Origin of the sequence: Phenylobacterium sp. (assembly GCF_013822795.1) — a bacterium.
In the GTDB taxonomy this organism is placed as follows: Bacteria; Pseudomonadota; Alphaproteobacteria; order Caulobacterales; family Caulobacteraceae; genus Phenylobacterium.
Window position 1 is genome coordinate 155,841 of the sequence record NZ_PNLB01000001.1, and the last position, 14,196, is coordinate 170,036.

Below are 14,196 nucleotides of genomic sequence, written 5' to 3' on the forward strand. Positions count from 1 at the left end.
GCGCCATGAACGCGCTTTTCACAGACGCCGCCGTGGAAGCCGCGCGCGCCGCCGTGGGCCTGAGGCCCGGCGCGCGGGTCGTCGCGGCCATGTCCGGCGGTGTGGATTCCACCGTCACCGCCGCCCTGCTGGCCAGGGCCGGCTACGATGTCGTGGGCGTGACCCTGCAGCTCTACGACCATGGGGCGGCGATCCAGAAGAAGGGCGCCTGCTGCGCGGGGCAGGACATCCATGACGCGCGCACCGCCGCCGACGTCATCGGCATCCCGCACTACGTCCTCGACTACGAAAGCAAGTTCAAGCAGCAGGTCATCGAGGACTTCGCCGACGCCTATCTGCGCGGCGAGACGCCAGTCCCTTGCATCCGCTGCAATCAGACCGTGAAGTTCCGCGATCTGCTGGACGTGGCGCGCGACCTGGGCGCCGAGGCGATGGCGACCGGGCACTATGTCCAGCGCGCCGAAGGCCGCGACGGGGCGCAGTTGCTGCGCGCGACCGATCCGGCCCGCGACCAAAGCTACTTCCTGTTTGCGACCACCCGCGAGCAGCTCGACTTCCTGCGCTTTCCGCTGGGCGGGCTGCCCAAGCCCGAGGTGCGCCGGGTGGCGGCCGAGCTCGGCCTGGCGGCGGCGGACAAGCCCGACAGCCAGGACATCTGCTTCGTGCCGGAAGGCCGCTACACCACGGTCATCGATCGCCTGCGCCCGCAAGGCGCGGAAGCGGGCGACGTCGTGCACATGGACGGCCGGGTGCTCGGCCGCCACGAAGGGGTGACTCGCTACACGATCGGCCAGCGCCGCGGCCTGAACATCGCGGTCGGCGATCCGCTGTTCGTGGTGAAGATCGACGCCGACAATCGCCAGGTGATCGTCGGGCCGCGCGAGGCGCTGTTGACCAGCGCTCTGACGCTGAAGGAAACCAACTGGCTGGGCGAAGGCGACGACATGGCCGGCGCGGTCGGGCGGCCGGTGCTGGCGCGCGTGCGCTCCACCCGCGAACCGGTCCCGGGACGCCTGGCCCTGCGCGACGGCGTGGCGGCGGTCGAGTTGGACACCCCGGAAGAGGGCGTCGCGCCGGGTCAGGCCTGCGTTCTCTATGCGCCTGAGCAGCCGGAGCGGGTGCTGGGCGGCGGTTTCATCGACACGACGGAACGCGCCGCCGGCTGACGCTGGGACAGCATTCCAATTCGCCAGGCGGCGAATTATATCGTTGGCATGACCCAAGCCGCCGATCCCGTCGTCATAGCCTCCTACGCCCGCACCCCGATGGGGAGCTTCCAGGGCTCGCTGAGCGCGCTCAAGGCCACTGAACTGGGCGCCGCCGCCGTGCGTGCCGCGGTCGAGCGGGCAGGGGTGTCGCCCGAGGCGGTCGAGCAGATATTCATGGGCTGTGTGCTGCCTGCCGGCCTTGGCCAGGCGCCGGCCCGCCAGGCGGCGCTGGGCGCTGGCCTGCCGACCTCGGTCGAGGCCACCACGCTCAACAAGATGTGCGGTTCAGGCATGCAGGCCGCAATCATGGCCCATGACGCCCTGGCGGCCGGCAGCGTCGACATCGTGATCGCCGGCGGCATGGAGAGCATGACCAACGCCCCGTACCTGCTGAACAAGCACCGCGGCGGCGCGCGCATCGGTCACGACACGGCCTTCGACCACATGTACCTCGACGGTCTGGAGGACGCCTATGAGCCCGGCCGGTTGATGGGCTCGTTTGCCGACGAGACGGCGCGGACCTACCAGTTCACCCGCGAGGCGATGGACGAGTTCGCGATCTCGTCGCTGGCCCGCGCGCGCGCGGCCACTGAGAGCGGCGCCTTCGCCCGCGAAATCGTTCCGGTCGAGGTGGTGAGCCGCAAGGGCAGCGAAACGGTGTCGACCGACGAGCAGCCGCTGAAGGCCGATCCGGCCAAGATCCCGAGCCTGAAGCCGGCGTTCGGCAAGGACGGCGCGATCACCGCGGCCAACGCCTCGTCGATTTCGGACGGCGCGGCGGCGCTGGTGATGACCCGCGCCTCGGTGGCCGAGAAACTGGGGTTGAAGGTGGTCGCCAAAGTCGTGAGCCACGCCGCTCATGCCCACGAGCCGGGCCTGTTCACGACGGCTCCGGTCCCGGCGATGCAGAAGGCGCTGAAGAAGGCCGGCTGGAGCGTCGACGACGTCGACCTGTTCGAGGTCAACGAGGCCTTCGCCGTGGTGGCGATGATCGCTGAGCGTGAACTGGGCATCGACCGCACCAAGCTGAACGTCAACGGCGGCGCCTGCGCGCTGGGCCACCCGATCGGCGCCAGCGGCGCCCGCATCTTGGCGACGCTGCTCTCGGCCCTGGAAGCTCGCGGCGGCAAGCGCGGCGTGGCCAGCCTGTGCATCGGCGGCGGCGAAGCCACCGCGATGGCGGTGGAACTGGTCTAGGCCCCCTAGCGGCCGGCGGCGGGAGCTGCCGCCCCGATGGCCGCGGCGTCGTAGCGGACGCCGCTGGGGATCGACATGTCGCCGGGATGCCATTCCTTGGGGCAGGCGCCCTTCCAGGCGGCGTCGACCTTCACTGCTCGCTCGCCGTTGGCGATCGGCAGCTGGGCCCCGGTCGTGACCTGGGTTCCCTCGGCCTCGTAGCGCAGCGAGATGTCGCCGCGGGCGACGCCGCGGGTGACGACCTGGCCGCGAGCGCCCATGTCGCAGACCGAGGCGAAGCGCAGCGAGTTGTCGTCCTGGCGGGTGACGGCGTTTTCGCTGCAGTTGCCCCGCGTGCCCTGGGCGCCCATCCAGTCGACCTTGCGATCGACCTTCTCGTCGAGGCAGACCATCGTGGTCGTGACGGTGTCGCCGATGGTGAGGCGGGTTTCCCAGAGGCCGGGCTGGCGCGGGGGCGGGCGCTGGAGGTTGGTGCGGGCGACGCCGTCAGGATCGACTACGGTCGCGGGCTGGCAGCCGGCGAGCGCGCCGATGGTTACTGCGGCGCCGAGAAAATTCCGGATTGCGTACATGCGTCCCCCTCGACACCGTACGGTTGACGGGCCGAACCCATACTTTCGTACAAACGTTAAATTGCGGGCCATGAGCAGCGAACTTCGCGACAACAAAGCCGAGCAGCGGTTCGAGATGACCGAGCAGGGCATGACCTCCTGGGCCGACTACCGCCTTTCCGGCGACCGGCTGTTCATCGACCACGTCGAAAGTCCGGTCCCGTTGCGGGGCACCGGCGCGTCAGGCCGATTGATGGCGGCGCTGGCCGCCGACGCTCGCGCCCGCGGCCTGAAGATCGTGCCGATCTGCGGGTTCGCGGCCGCTTGGTTGCGACGCAGCCACGAGTTCCGCGGCCTGTTGGCCTAGGTTCGGCCGGCGAGGGCCTTGATCGTATTGCCGCTGGCCTCGCACTCGGCCGCCAACCGTCGGGCGATCTCTCGCACCCCGACCGGGTAGGCCTCGCCGCCGTCGGCGATTTCGCCCGACAGGCGTTCCACCTCGGCCATGGCGGTCTCCAGCGCCGCGATATGCTCGCGGGCAAGGTTCCGCGCCTGAGCCTGCAGACGCCCGATCCTATCGGCGAGGCTGGGCGCCGCCGCGGTTTGATGTCCGGCCACTACGCTGAGGGCCGCTGACGCACGCATCCGACTCACCATTTGACGCTCCCAATGCTGCACAGTCTGGAAGCGCTGCTGCAGGATGCGCGCCAGTCGCCCATCAGACCCGCGAGGAAATCGCCTCTAGCGTCTGCACCTTCGCCTCGCAGTCCTCGGCCATACGCCGGGCGAGGTCGCGGACGCCGGCCGGATAGGCCTCGCCGCCGTCGGAAATCTCGGCCGACAGACGTTCGACCTCGATCAGGGCCACGCTCAGCGCGTGGATATGCTCGCGGGCCAGGGACTTGGCTTCGGCCTGAAGCCGCCGAATGCGTTCGGACAGCTCACGGCCAGAAAGCGGCTTGGACTTGTCGGCCGAGTTGTCGGCCACCACCGAAAGCGGAGGCGTCATGGGTTCTTTCCCAGGCAGAGCGTCTTGCCCGCGGCCCCCGTCGGACCGCCTCGACAGCGCTCCCCCAATCGACAGCATTACGCACGAAGCGGGGCCGTGGTTCCGGCGTCCCGCGACTTAACGATATCGGCCTGTCGCACTGTGGAGTTTGGGTGACAGGCGTAAGGCCAAGCTGGCGCCACGCTCGGTTGTTTTCCGAGCGTGAACAAGGGGTTGTCCCTATTGCGACGCTAGCGTTTGCCCTTTCGGAACCGTTCCTGGCTCTCGGCGCGGGCTTCGGCTCGGACCTTCTTGACCACCTCGCGGTCGGCGGTCTCGCCCTCGCCGGTGAGGGCGTCGTTGGCGAACTCCAGGTCGAGCAGCTTGAGGCGCTTGATCTCGTCGCGCAGGCGCGCGGCGGTCTCGAACTCCAGGTCCGCGGCGGCCTGGCGCATCTTGGCCTCGAGGTCGCGCAAGGTGGCCTTGAAGTTGTCGCCCAGGAACGGCTTGCCGGCGTCTTCGGCGACGCCGACCGGGACCAGCACGCGGTCCTTCTCGTACGGGCTGGCGAGGATCTCCTTGATCTGGCTCTTCACGCTCTCAGGCGTGATGCCGTGCTCGAGGTTGTAGGCCTCCTGCTTCTCGCGGCGGCGTTGGGTCTCGGCCATGGCCCGTTCCATCGAGCCGGTGATGTGGTCGGCGTAGAGGATGACCTTGCCGTCGACGTTCCGGGCCGCGCGGCCGATCGTCTGGATCAGCGAGGTTTCCGAGCGCAAGAAGCCTTCCTTGTCGGCGTCGAGGATGGCGACGAGGCCGACTTCGGGAATGTCGAGGCCCTCGCGCAGCAGGTTGATCCCGATCAGCACATCGAAGGCGCCGAGCCGCAGGTCGCGGATGATCTCGATGCGCTCCATGGTGTCGATGTCCGAGTGCATGTAGCGCACGCGCAGACCCTGCTCGTGCATGTACTCGCTGAGGTCCTCGGCCATCTTCTTGGTCAGGACGGTGATCAGGGTGCGGTAGCCCTTGGCGATGGTGTCGCGGGCCTCGGCGATGACGTCGTCGACCTGGCTGTGATTGTCCTTGGAGACCGGGCGCACCTCGACCGGCGGATCGATCAGGCCGGTGGGGCGAATGACCTGCTCGGCGAAGACCCCGCCGGACCGCTCCAACTCCCAGGCCGCGGGCGTCGCCGAGACATTGACCGTCTGCGGCCGCATGGCGTCCCACTCCTCGAACTTGAGCGGGCGGTTGTCGAGGCAGGAGGGCAGGCGGAAGCCGTATTCGGCCAGGGTGAACTTGCGGCGGTAGTCGCCCCGATACATCGCGCCGATCTGCGGCACCGCCTGGTGGCTCTCGTCGATGAAGAGGAGGGCGTTTTCGGGGATGTACTCGAAGAAGGTCGGCGGCGGCTCGCCGGTGCGGCGGCCGGACAGGAAGCGGCTGTAGTTCTCGATGCCAGCGCAGGAGCCGGTGGCCTGGATCATCTCCAGGTCGAAGGTGGTGCGCTGCTCCAGCCGCTGAGCCTCCAGCAGCTTGCCGTTGGCGACCAGCCAGTCGAGCCGTTCCTTCAGCTCGTCGCGGATCTGGATGACCGCTTGGTTGAGGGTCGGGCGCGGGGTGACGTGGTGGCTGTTGGCGTAGATCTTGATGCCTTCGAGGTCGGCGGTCTTTTTGCCGGTCAGAGGATCGAACTCGCTGATCGCCTCAACCTCGTCGCCGAACAGCGAGATGCGCCAGGCGCGGTCCTCGTAGTGGGCGGGGAAGACCTCGATGGTGTCGCCGCGGCGGCGGAACGAGCCACGTTCGAAGGCGGCGTCGTTGCGCTTGTATTGTAGGGCCACGAGGTCGGCCATCAGCTGCTTCTCGTCGAGCCGCTGGCCGGGCTCGATGGTGAAGGTCATGGCGGTGTAGGTCTCGACCGAGCCGATGCCGTAGATGCAGCTCACCGAGGCGACGACGATGACGTCGTCGCGCTCGAGGATCGCGCGGGTGGCCGAGTGGCGCATCCGGTCGATCTGCTCGTTAATCGACGAGTCCTTCTCGATGTAGGTGTCGGTCCGCGGCACGTAGGCCTCGGGCTGGTAGTAGTCGTAGTACGAGACGAAGAACTCGACGGCGTTCTCGGGGAAGAAGGCCTTGAATTCGGAATAGAGCTGGGCGGCCAGGGTCTTGTTGGGCGCGAGGATCAGCGCCGGGCGCTGGGTCTCCTCGATCACCTTGGCCATGGTGAAGGTCTTGCCCGAGCCGGTGACGCCCAGCAGCACCTGGTCCTGCTCGCGCCCTTCCAAGCCGGCGACGAGGTCGGCGATGGCGGTCGGCTGGTCGCCGGCCGGCTGGAAGTCGCTGACCAGCTTGAACCGCTTGCCGCCTTCCGACTTCGCCGGGCGGGCGGGCCGGTGGGGCTTCCACAGCATCGGCATGGCGGTTTCGTCGTAGTCGAAGCTCGCCGACATGTCGGCGACGCCAGGACCGGGATCGGCTGAGCGGGGCATGAGCGTCAAGGTAGGATCGATCATGCCCCGACGCTAGCGCGGGCGCGTGCCAGAACTTGTCAGCAGGGTGTCAGTCGCGCTTAGCAGCGGCAGGTTTGCCTTGAGCGCCTCCAGGAACTTGTCGGGCATCAGGAGGATGGCGTTGTGGCCGCCGCCCGGCAGCGTCGCCCAGCGTTTGGCTGGGGCCTTGATCTTCTCGAAGTAGGCTGCGGCCAGCGAGGTCGGGGTCTGGATGTCCTCGTCGCCCTGGATAATCAGGACCGGCACGGGAATCTCCGGCGCGGGGCCGTCGTCGCTGTAGGCCATCAGGGAGGCCAGCATCCGGGTGGTGGTGTGCTGCCCCGCGGCCACCCAGTCCGAGACCTGGCGCAGGCCGTAGCCCGGGGCCAGCAGTAGTCGGCCCAGCATGGTGCGCATTGTGCCGCGTTCACTAGCCGGCGGATGGGCCATGAGGATCTTGCGTTCGGCCAGCAGCGGCTTGACGCCGTCATAGGGCGGGGGGCCGATCTCGCGCAGGCGAACGAGGGCCTTGTGAGCGCCGCGCGCTTCGAGGCGCTCGGCCAGTTCCCGATAGCCGACGGCTTCGTTGGCGGCCATGTCCACGACCTGGCCGGCCCCGACATAGGCTTCGAAGAGGTCGGGTCGGCGGCGGGCCATTTCGATCCCGAGCACCGAGCCCCAGGAGACGCCCAGCAGGATCGCACGCTCTTGGCCCAGGCGGCGCAGGGCATGGGCGACCACCTCAAGCCCGTCACCCGCGATGCGATCGAGGCTGAGGTCGCCGCCGTCGCCGCCCCGGCTGCGGCCGAAGGTGCGGCCGGCCCCGGGCTGATCCCATTGAACGAGGGTGAAGTCGCGCTCCCAGGCGCGGAAGCCCTCATAGCCGAGCGGCAGGAACGACGTGCCAGGCCCGCCATGCAGCAAGACCAGGACGGGGTTGGCGACGTCCTCGCCGCGGATCGAGACCCATTGCTCGGCGCCGCCGACCGAGACGAAGCCGGTCTCGTCGATTCCCGCGGGCGAGCGGATGGCCTGCCGATGGCGGATGCCGGCGCGGCGCGCAGCCAGCCAGAGCGCGGCGGCGCCCAGCGCCAGCGCGAGCAGCAGGATGATCGTCAAAGCTCCCTCCCAGCCGTTATGGCCTAGCTTGTACGACGGGACGGATCGGGGAGCGAGGGCTAGCGCTCGGCGCGTTGGGCCCGGCGCTCGAGCGCCTCGCACTTGGCGGGCGTCACTTGCGGCCAGGGGCCGGGATCGGAACCGATGCGCCGGAGCGCCTCGTCCTGGCTGATCCGCTCGCGGGCCGCCAGCTGCTCGGCGGCGCGATCAGCGAAGGCGCGACCTGAGCGCATGGCGGTGTCGAACTGGGCGCGGGCGGCGGCGTCTTCGCGGCGGGCGAGGGCGACCCGAGCGCCTCCGGTCGAGACGTTGGTGGCCTCGCGACCCCAGGCGGGGCTCGGGAAGGCGGGGGTGGCGCGCAAATAGCGTTGCATCGCGCACGCCTGTTCCACCCGCCAGGACGGCGCGGCGACGGCGGGCGTGGCGAGCCCGGCCGCAACGGTCAGCAGGATGACGTGCTTCAGCATCAGCGTCAGTTTGAGATCAGAATTGGGGCGTGTCCGTGGCGAACCGCGCCTTTGCGCGGCGCAAGTTGGCATGCGTGATCGCCGTTAACCAGATCTCGTTCGTCGAACGCCGGTCAAAAGTGGTGCGCGCCGCGTCAGGCGGGAGGCCCCGCCCTCGCGGCGCGCTGGTGATCCTATCCGGGGGAGAGGATCCTGTCGGGGACTACTTGTCGGCGGCCTTGCTGACGGCGGTGCCGGCGGCCGCGCCGGCGACGGCGCCGACCGGGCCGCCGACCAAGGCGCCCGCCGCCGCGCCGGTGGCCGCACGCTGCTCGACACTGTGCCCGCAAGCCGCCAGCAGCAGGGCGATTCCGGCCGCGGCGAACAGGGCGAAGGACTTGCGCATCAGGTGACGTCTCCGCGTTTGAAAGCTGCGCAGCGGGAACGGCGGGGCGTCATGGTGGTTCCCTGCGCGAGTTCGCGTCGTTAACGAAACCTGAAAAAAATCCCGTGCTGCGACGCAATAGCCCATTGCGAATCCGCTCGGCGATCGTCATAAACCACATCAACTTCGCCGTAGCCTGTCACTCCACGTGTACTCGACAGGCTCTTAGTCGCGCCGCCGCCAGCATGAGCAGGGGCCTCCGCGACGACGATGTCGGGGGGCGATATCGCCCTCGCCACGCAGGACACGATCTTCTTGAATTTCAATGGTAAGGCTCGCGCCGACTGGCGCGCGCCCGCATGCGCCGCATTGATCGGTTCAGGCATTGGCCTGGCCTTGGGCGCGACATACATGGCTGGCGGTATGGCTCGTACGGCCGCCGATGACGCTCGGAGCGCGCGCATTGCCCGCGCCGCGGAGGGCGGCTTTTCGGAAGCCACGCTGCAGGCTGCGGTGACGGATCCGGGCGTGCTGCGCGTCGCCAGCCGGCACGATCCGCTCAACGCCAGCGGCGCAGACCAACGCGACCGCCAAAGCGCCATCTTCGCCGCAAGGCCGGAGACGGCGTCGAACGCGGCGGCTGACATTCCCCTGCGCGGCGCGATCAACGCGGCCCTGCCGGCGGCGGCCCCGTTCCGGATGGCTGGAGCGCTGGCGAGCTCGCGTGAACTCGAATGCCTGACCCAGGCGGTCTACTTCGAGGCTCGCGGCGAGACCCCGGCGGGTCAGGCCGCGGTCGCCCAGGTGGTGCTCAACCGCGTCCGCCACCCTTCGTTCCCCAAGAGCGTCTGCGGCGTCGTCTTCCAGGGCGCGGGCAAGCGCGTCGGTTGTCAGTTCAGCTTCGCCTGCGACGGCTCGATGCGGCGCGGCCGCGAAACCGCGGCGTGGAGCCGCGCCCAGAGGGTGGCCTCCAAGGCCCTGTCGGGCTCGGTGATGAGCGCGATCGGCGATGCGACCCACTTCCACACCACCAACGTCGCCCCAAACTGGGGCCCGCGCCTGGTGCAGACCGCCGAGGTCGGCATGCACGTCTTCTATCGCTTGGGGCGCGGCGGCGGCGCTGCGCCGAAGGCCCAGGATCGCGTCTACTACGCCAGCTATGCGGCCACGCCCCCGCCGGCGTCGATCGACGTGACGAGCGACATGCGCGCGGCGCTGATGAAGACCGAGCGCACGCCCGACGCCGTCGTCCAAGCTGATCAGAAGCCCGAACTGGTCAAGGAAGCCGACACCGCCGCGCCGAAGCTGCTGCCGATCGCGGCTCATCCGGCCAAGGCGCCCGCGCCGCGGCCGGTCGCCGAGGCCGACGCCATGGTCGGCGACGACTGATCGCTCGGGCCCTGCGGGGCCCGTTCTCCTCGGCTTCGCCTTGCGCCATGCTCCGGTCACCTGGGGCAAGGTCAAGGCGAGTCGAGCGAGGTGGCGTGATGAGCGATGCAGCGGCGCGAGACGAGTTGGCCCGGGGCCTGCTCAACTGCAGTTATGACGACCTAAATCCGATCCAGAAGAGCGTCATCGACCTCATCGTGACCGAAACCCCGAGCCGGGCGCCGGGGCTGACGCATGACGACCGGCGCTTCGGCGAGCGGCTCGCCGACCGGGTGGCGGCCTTCGGCGGCTCCTGGGCGTTCATCATCGGCTTTGGCGTGGCGCTGCTGCTGTGGATGGGATGGAACCTCGCCACCAGATCGCTGCATCTGGCCTTCGACCCTTATCCGTTCATCTTCCTGAACCTGATGCTCTCGACGCTGGCCGCGCTGCAGGCGCCGGTGATCATGATGAGCCAGAACCGGCAGAGCGTGACCGACCGCAAGGCGGCCGAGTACGACTATGTGGTCAACCTGCGCGCCGAACTGGAAATCCTGCGGCTGCACGACAAGCTCGACGCCCTGCGCGGCGAGGGACTGATGGCGCTGCTGGTCGAGCAGGGCGACCGGATCGAGCGGCTGACCCACGAGGTCGCCGCGCTCTCGCAACAGCGCCGCTAGGCGCGCGCGGCGCGCCGCAGCGCCTGAGGCGGCTGGCCGAAGGCGCGTAGGAACGCCCGGCGCATCCGCTCGGGATCGCCGAAACCCGTATCTGCGGCGACCCGGTCGATCGGTTCAGCCGAACTCTCCACCCGCTCGCGCGCCGTCTCCAGGCGTAGGCGCTCGACCGCCTTGGCCGGGGTCATGCCGGTCTCGGCCGCGAACGCCCTGGCGAAGTGACGAGGGCTCATCGCCGCCCGGTCGGCGAGACGCTCGACGCTGAGCGGCTCGGCCAGACGCTCGCGCATCCAGTCGAGCAGTGGCGCGAACCGGCCGCCCTGGCCGCCCATTTCCAGCAACGCCGAGAACTGCGACTGGCCGCCAGGCCGGCGATGGTAGACCACCAGCTGCTGAGCGACCGCACGGGCCAGGTCCTCGCCGTGGTCGTCGGCGACGAGCGCCAGCGAAAGATCGATGCCGGCGGTGATCCCCGCCGAGGACCAGACCTCGCCGTCGCGCACGAAGATCCGGTCCGGCTCCAGCCGCACCTTGGGATAGCGGCGCGCAAAATCGGGACATCGTTGCCAGTGGGTGGTGGCCCGCCGCCCGTCGAGCAGTCCCGCCTCGGCCAGGATGTAGGCGCCCGAGCAGACGCTGGCCGTGCGCCGGGTCCGGGCGGCGGTCTGGCGAACCCAGTCGAGGGTGCGGGGGCAGATCGCCGGGCCGCGCGTGCCCTCGCCGCCGGCGACCAGCAGGGTGTCGAGCGACCCGCCCTCCATCGGCGCCGCGACGACCTGGACGCTGGAACTGGACGCGACCGCCCCGGGATCGCGCGCCATCACCTGCAGTGAATAGGCGCCCGGCACGAAGCGGGCGGCGATTTCGAACACAGCGATCGGCCCGGTGGCGTCAAGGATCTGGAAGTCCGGAAAGATGAGCAGGCCGATGGCGCGGGTCATGACGTAAAACGAGGTATCTTTGTCATTTCTGCCAGAAGCTAGGTCGCGCACAGTCAGTCGTCAAATCCTTCGGAGGCCGCCGTGTCCAAGCTGCAGATCGTCATCGCGCTCTATCCGGGCGTCACCCACCTCGACTTCACAGGGCCGCATCAGGTCCTCTCGCGCCTGCCCAACGCCGAGGTCGTGGTCGCCTCGAGCGGTGGGCGGGATATCGAGGCCGAAGGACTGACCTTCACGCGGCTGGCGGACCTGGCGGCGGTCGGACGCTGCGACGTGCTGTGCGTGCCCGGCGGGCTGGGCACGACCGACGCCATGCTGGACGAGGCGTTCATGGCGCAGATCAGCCGGCTGGGCGCGCAGGCCAAGTACCTGACCAGCGTCTGTACCGGATCGCTGATCCTGGCCGCTGCGGGCTTTCTGAGGGGCAAGCGCGCGGCCTGCCACTGGGCATGGCGCGACCTGCTGGTCCCGTTCGGAGCGATCGTCGACGACAGCCGGGTGGCGCGCGACGGGAACATCATCACCGGGGGCGGGGTGACCGCCGGCCTCGACTTCGCCTTCGTGCTCATGGCCGAGTTGGCGGGCGAGACCCTGGCCAAGTCGGTGCAGTTGGGCCTCGAGTACGCGCCGTCGCCGCCGTTCGCCTCCGGGCGGCCGGAACTGGCCTCGCCCGAGATCCTGGCCGCGGTGAAGGCGCGGATGGAGCCGTTCGCCCAGTCGCGGCTGGACGCGGTCAAGCAGGTCGCGGCCCGTCTCGAGACGGCGCGGTAGGCCCGTCTAGGCGGCCAGCGCCCGGACCAGAGCCGAGGGTTCGATCGGCTTGCTCAGATAGCCATTGAAGCCGAGCGCCAGGAGGCGCTCGCGCTCGCCGGTCATGGCGTCGGCGGTCAGGGCGACTACCGGCAGCGTCTCGCGTCCGGCCGCGCGGATGGCGGCCAAGGTCTCGATGCCGCTCATCTCCGGCATGTGGATGTCCATCAGCACGACGTCGAAGTCCGCGCCCTCGAGCCGGGCCAAGCCTTCGGCGCCGCTGGATGCGGTGGCGACGCTGGCCCCGATCGCCTCGAGCAGGGCGCGGGCGACCTCCTGATTGGTGGGGTTGTCGTCGACGACGAGCACACGCAAGGCGGCCTCCAGGTCGCCCGGGCCGTCGGCGAACTCCTGCTCGGCTTCGACCTCGATCAGCGGCAGGTCGAGGGTGAAGCTGGCGCCTTCGCCGAGCCGGCTCTCGACGGTCAGGTCGCCGCCCATCAGTCGGGCGAGCTCGCGCGAGATGGCCAGGCCCAGGCCGGTGCCGCCGAAGCGGCGCGAGATGCTGCTGTCGGCCTGGGTGAAGCCCTGGAACAGGCGGGCCTGGGTCGCCTGGTCGAGGCCCGGGCCGGTGTCGGCGACGGTGAATGCGACGCCCGACGCCGAGCGGCTGATGGACAGGCGCACCTCGCCCGAAGCGGTGAACTTGACGGCGTTGGAGAGCAGGTTCTGCAGGATCTGGCGCAGGCGGGCCTCGTCGCCGCCGACCCAGCGCGGGATGTCCGCGGGAAGTTCACAGGTCAGCGCCAGACCCTTGTCCTCGGCCGTGTGCGTCCAGAGGTCGACGGTGCGCGCAACGGCCTGGTGGAGGTTGAACGATCGGCTGTCGATGTCGAACTTGCCGGCCTCGATCTTGGCCAGGTCGAGAACGTCGTTGAGAATGGTCATCAGCCCGCCGCCGGAGCGCAGCAGGGTCTTCACGTACTGCGACTGGCGCGCGTCGAGAGCTGTGCGGTCGAGCGCGTGGGCCATGCCGAGCACACCGTTCATCGGCGTGCGCAGTTCGTGGCTCATCATGGCCAGGAAGGTCGATTTCGCCTCGCTGGCGGCGCGGGCCGCACGGGTCTGGTCCTCCAGGTCGGTCAGGGCGGCGCTCAACTGGCGCGAGGCGGCGATGCCGCGGGCCGCCGAAATGATCGCATAGCCGACATAGACGATGACCCCCAGGGCGACGAACGCCTGCTGGGCGCCGTGGAAGCGGGGGAAGAGCAGCGGGGCGAGCAGGATGCAGATCCCACTCGGCAGGCCGAAGACGAGCGAGGCCAGCGGTGAACGGTAGGCGTGGCTCATGCCGTTGAACAGCAGGGCCGACCAGACCAGCAGTGCGAAGTACTCGGCGCCGGGGAAGTCGGCCAGCCAGTAGGCGACCCCGAGACCGACCCAGACGCTGTTGATGGTCAACGCCGAGCCCAGATACGAAATACGCTGGCGCCGGGTCGGCACGCCGCGGGCGTGCGGGGCGGTGGCGATCATCGTCCAGGCTTCGCCGAAGGCGAAGAAGGCGACCCATCCGATCGCAATGGCCGGCGACAGGGTCCAGCCGACGAGGATCGCGTAGACCGCCACGGTGATCCAACGCGACGGAGCCATCCTGCGCGCCGCGCGCGCGACGCCGTCGAAGCCCTCGTCAAACTCGAAAACCGGTAACTTCATCACGCCGCCCGACTGTTGCGGCGCAGGTTGTACGGAAATTACGCAAAGAGACTTAACGTCTCAGGGGTGGCCTTCGGCTAACGATGCTATCCCAGGGTGTGCTCAGCGATCCTGGGTGCGAGCATGCACGGTGTCGACATTCTGATGGATATTGCCCTGCCGGCCCTGGCTCTTGGTGTTGAAATCGTCGCCGTGGCCGGCCGAGTGGACGCCGGTCTTGGCGTCGCGGCGGTCGCGACCCTCGCCCTGGATGTCGGGGCGTTGGCCGCGGAAGGATCGTTGTTCCTTCGGGATCGGGGGCGCCTTGCTCATGGGGAGCTCCTTTCCGGTGGTCTGGAAGGAACCGCCCCAGGGGCGG

17 protein-coding genes are annotated in these 14,196 nt (G+C 69.3%); 6 read left to right on the top strand and 11 right to left on the bottom strand.

Translation table 11 applies throughout. The features are described 5' to 3' along the window. Nucleotides 1–5 precede the first annotated feature (5 nt). Nucleotides 6–1,166 carry a tRNA 2-thiouridine(34) synthase MnmA gene (gene mnmA / locus C0481_RS00710; RefSeq protein ID WP_293399490.1) on the top strand — a complete coding sequence of 387 codons (1,161 nt, stop codon included), beginning with the start codon at nucleotides 6–8 and terminating at the stop codon, nucleotides 1,164–1,166. A gap of 48 nt (nucleotides 1,167–1,214) precedes the next feature. Next, nucleotides 1,215–2,405 (top strand): acetyl-CoA C-acyltransferase, encoded by a 1,191-nt coding sequence (locus C0481_RS00715; protein ID WP_293399492.1) that lies wholly within the window; start codon nucleotides 1,215–1,217, stop codon nucleotides 2,403–2,405. A gap of 5 nt (nucleotides 2,406–2,410) precedes the next feature. On the opposite strand, the gene C0481_RS00720 is transcribed toward C0481_RS00715, so the two are convergent. After that, nucleotides 2,411–2,977, bottom strand: coding sequence for a DUF3617 family protein (locus tag C0481_RS00720; protein WP_293399494.1), 567 nt, complete (start codon nucleotides 2,975–2,977; stop codon nucleotides 2,411–2,413). Nucleotides 2,978–3,047: 70 nt separating this feature from the next. Here C0481_RS00720 and C0481_RS00725 point away from each other — a divergent pair, with 70 nt between their 5' ends. Then, a complete protein-coding gene (locus C0481_RS00725) occupies nucleotides 3,048–3,323 on the top strand; it encodes a GNAT family N-acetyltransferase (RefSeq protein WP_293399496.1) in 276 nt (91 codons plus the stop codon). On the opposite strand, the gene C0481_RS00730 is transcribed toward C0481_RS00725, so the two are convergent. The 7 genes from C0481_RS00730 to C0481_RS00760 form a co-directional block, all read right to left on the bottom strand. Then, entirely contained in the window at nucleotides 3,320–3,601 is a 282-nt protein-coding gene (locus C0481_RS00730; protein ID WP_293399499.1) for a hypothetical protein, read from the bottom strand. The two genes, C0481_RS00725 and C0481_RS00730, sit on opposite strands and share 4 nt — an antisense overlap. A gap of 73 nt (nucleotides 3,602–3,674) precedes the next feature. Then, nucleotides 3,675–3,965, bottom strand: coding sequence for a hypothetical protein (locus C0481_RS00735; protein ID WP_293399501.1), 291 nt, complete (start codon nucleotides 3,963–3,965; stop codon nucleotides 3,675–3,677). 230 nt (nucleotides 3,966–4,195) lie between these two features. Continuing rightward, nucleotides 4,196–6,439: an excinuclease ABC subunit UvrB gene (uvrB, locus tag C0481_RS00740; protein ID WP_293400028.1), complete on the bottom strand. Its 2,244-nt coding sequence runs from the start codon at nucleotides 6,437–6,439 to the stop codon at nucleotides 4,196–4,198. A gap of 33 nt (nucleotides 6,440–6,472) precedes the next feature. Continuing rightward, the gene (locus tag C0481_RS00745; protein ID WP_293399504.1) at nucleotides 6,473–7,558 is read right to left on the bottom strand and encodes an alpha/beta hydrolase; all 1,086 of its coding nucleotides are present in this window, start codon (nucleotides 7,556–7,558) and stop codon (nucleotides 6,473–6,475) included. 59 nt (nucleotides 7,559–7,617) lie between these two features. Next, entirely contained in the window at nucleotides 7,618–8,025 is a 408-nt protein-coding gene (locus C0481_RS00750; protein ID WP_293399507.1) for a hypothetical protein, read from the bottom strand. A 202-nt stretch (nucleotides 8,026–8,227) separates the two neighbouring features. After that, nucleotides 8,228–8,410: a hypothetical protein gene (locus C0481_RS00755; protein WP_293399509.1), complete on the bottom strand. Its 183-nt coding sequence runs from the start codon at nucleotides 8,408–8,410 to the stop codon at nucleotides 8,228–8,230. Between the two features lie 80 nt (nucleotides 8,411–8,490). Then, on the bottom strand, nucleotides 8,491–8,775 hold the full coding sequence (locus tag C0481_RS00760; RefSeq protein WP_293399512.1) for a hypothetical protein: 285 nt from the start codon (nucleotides 8,773–8,775) through the stop codon (nucleotides 8,491–8,493). A 37-nt stretch (nucleotides 8,776–8,812) separates the two neighbouring features. On the opposite strand from C0481_RS00760, the gene C0481_RS00765 reads away from it, so the two are divergent. Next, nucleotides 8,813–9,778 (top strand): cell wall hydrolase, encoded by a 966-nt coding sequence (locus C0481_RS00765; RefSeq protein ID WP_293399515.1) that lies wholly within the window; start codon nucleotides 8,813–8,815, stop codon nucleotides 9,776–9,778. Between the two features lie 98 nt (nucleotides 9,779–9,876). Then, entirely contained in the window at nucleotides 9,877–10,437 is a 561-nt protein-coding gene (locus C0481_RS00770) for a DUF1003 domain-containing protein (protein ID WP_293399517.1), read from the top strand. Here C0481_RS00770 and C0481_RS00775 read toward each other — a convergent pair. Then, nucleotides 10,434–11,375, bottom strand: a complete 942-nt coding sequence (locus C0481_RS00775) for a GlxA family transcriptional regulator (protein ID WP_293399519.1) — start codon at nucleotides 11,373–11,375, stop codon at nucleotides 10,434–10,436. The genes C0481_RS00770 and C0481_RS00775 overlap by 4 nt on opposite strands. A gap of 81 nt (nucleotides 11,376–11,456) precedes the next feature. On the opposite strand from C0481_RS00775, the gene C0481_RS00780 reads away from it, so the two are divergent. Beyond that, nucleotides 11,457–12,146 carry a DJ-1/PfpI family protein gene (locus C0481_RS00780; protein WP_293399521.1) on the top strand — a complete coding sequence of 230 codons (690 nt, stop codon included), beginning with the start codon at nucleotides 11,457–11,459 and terminating at the stop codon, nucleotides 12,144–12,146. Between the two features lie 6 nt (nucleotides 12,147–12,152). On the opposite strand, the gene C0481_RS00785 is transcribed toward C0481_RS00780, so the two are convergent. Together C0481_RS00785 and C0481_RS00790 are read right to left on the bottom strand one after the other, a co-directional pair. After that, nucleotides 12,153–13,838: an ATP-binding protein gene (locus tag C0481_RS00785; RefSeq protein WP_293399524.1), complete on the bottom strand. Its 1,686-nt coding sequence runs from the start codon at nucleotides 13,836–13,838 to the stop codon at nucleotides 12,153–12,155. A gap of 102 nt (nucleotides 13,839–13,940) precedes the next feature. Continuing rightward, on the bottom strand, nucleotides 13,941–14,150 hold the full coding sequence (locus C0481_RS00790) for a hypothetical protein (RefSeq protein ID WP_293399526.1): 210 nt from the start codon (nucleotides 14,148–14,150) through the stop codon (nucleotides 13,941–13,943). Between the last annotated feature and the right edge of the window lie 46 nt (nucleotides 14,151–14,196).

Coding starts and splice junctions, on each gene's coding strand:
- mnmA (WP_293399490.1), top strand. CDS start 6: ATGAACGCGCTTTTCACAGACGCCGCCGTGGAAGCCGCGCGCGCCGCC.
- C0481_RS00715 (WP_293399492.1), top strand. CDS start 1,215: ATGACCCAAGCCGCCGATCCCGTCGTCATAGCCTCCTACGCCCGCACC.
- C0481_RS00720 (WP_293399494.1), bottom strand. CDS start 2,977: ATGTACGCAATCCGGAATTTTCTCGGCGCCGCAGTAACCATCGGCGCG.
- C0481_RS00725 (WP_293399496.1), top strand. CDS start 3,048: ATGAGCAGCGAACTTCGCGACAACAAAGCCGAGCAGCGGTTCGAGATG.
- C0481_RS00730 (WP_293399499.1), bottom strand. CDS start 3,601: ATGCGTGCGTCAGCGGCCCTCAGCGTAGTGGCCGGACATCAAACCGCG.
- C0481_RS00735 (WP_293399501.1), bottom strand. CDS start 3,965: ATGACGCCTCCGCTTTCGGTGGTGGCCGACAACTCGGCCGACAAGTCC.
- uvrB (WP_293400028.1), bottom strand. CDS start 6,439: ATGCCCCGCTCAGCCGATCCCGGTCCTGGCGTCGCCGACATGTCGGCG.
- C0481_RS00750 (WP_293399507.1), bottom strand. CDS start 8,025: ATGCTGAAGCACGTCATCCTGCTGACCGTTGCGGCCGGGCTCGCCACG.
- C0481_RS00755 (WP_293399509.1), bottom strand. CDS start 8,410: ATGCGCAAGTCCTTCGCCCTGTTCGCCGCGGCCGGAATCGCCCTGCTG.
- C0481_RS00760 (WP_293399512.1), bottom strand. CDS start 8,775: ATGCCTGAACCGATCAATGCGGCGCATGCGGGCGCGCGCCAGTCGGCG.
- C0481_RS00765 (WP_293399515.1), top strand. CDS start 8,813: ATGGCTCGTACGGCCGCCGATGACGCTCGGAGCGCGCGCATTGCCCGC.
- C0481_RS00770 (WP_293399517.1), top strand. CDS start 9,877: ATGAGCGATGCAGCGGCGCGAGACGAGTTGGCCCGGGGCCTGCTCAAC.
- C0481_RS00775 (WP_293399519.1), bottom strand. CDS start 11,375: ATGACCCGCGCCATCGGCCTGCTCATCTTTCCGGACTTCCAGATCCTT.
- C0481_RS00785 (WP_293399524.1), bottom strand. CDS start 13,838: ATGAAGTTACCGGTTTTCGAGTTTGACGAGGGCTTCGACGGCGTCGCG.
- C0481_RS00790 (WP_293399526.1), bottom strand. CDS start 14,150: ATGAGCAAGGCGCCCCCGATCCCGAAGGAACAACGATCCTTCCGCGGC.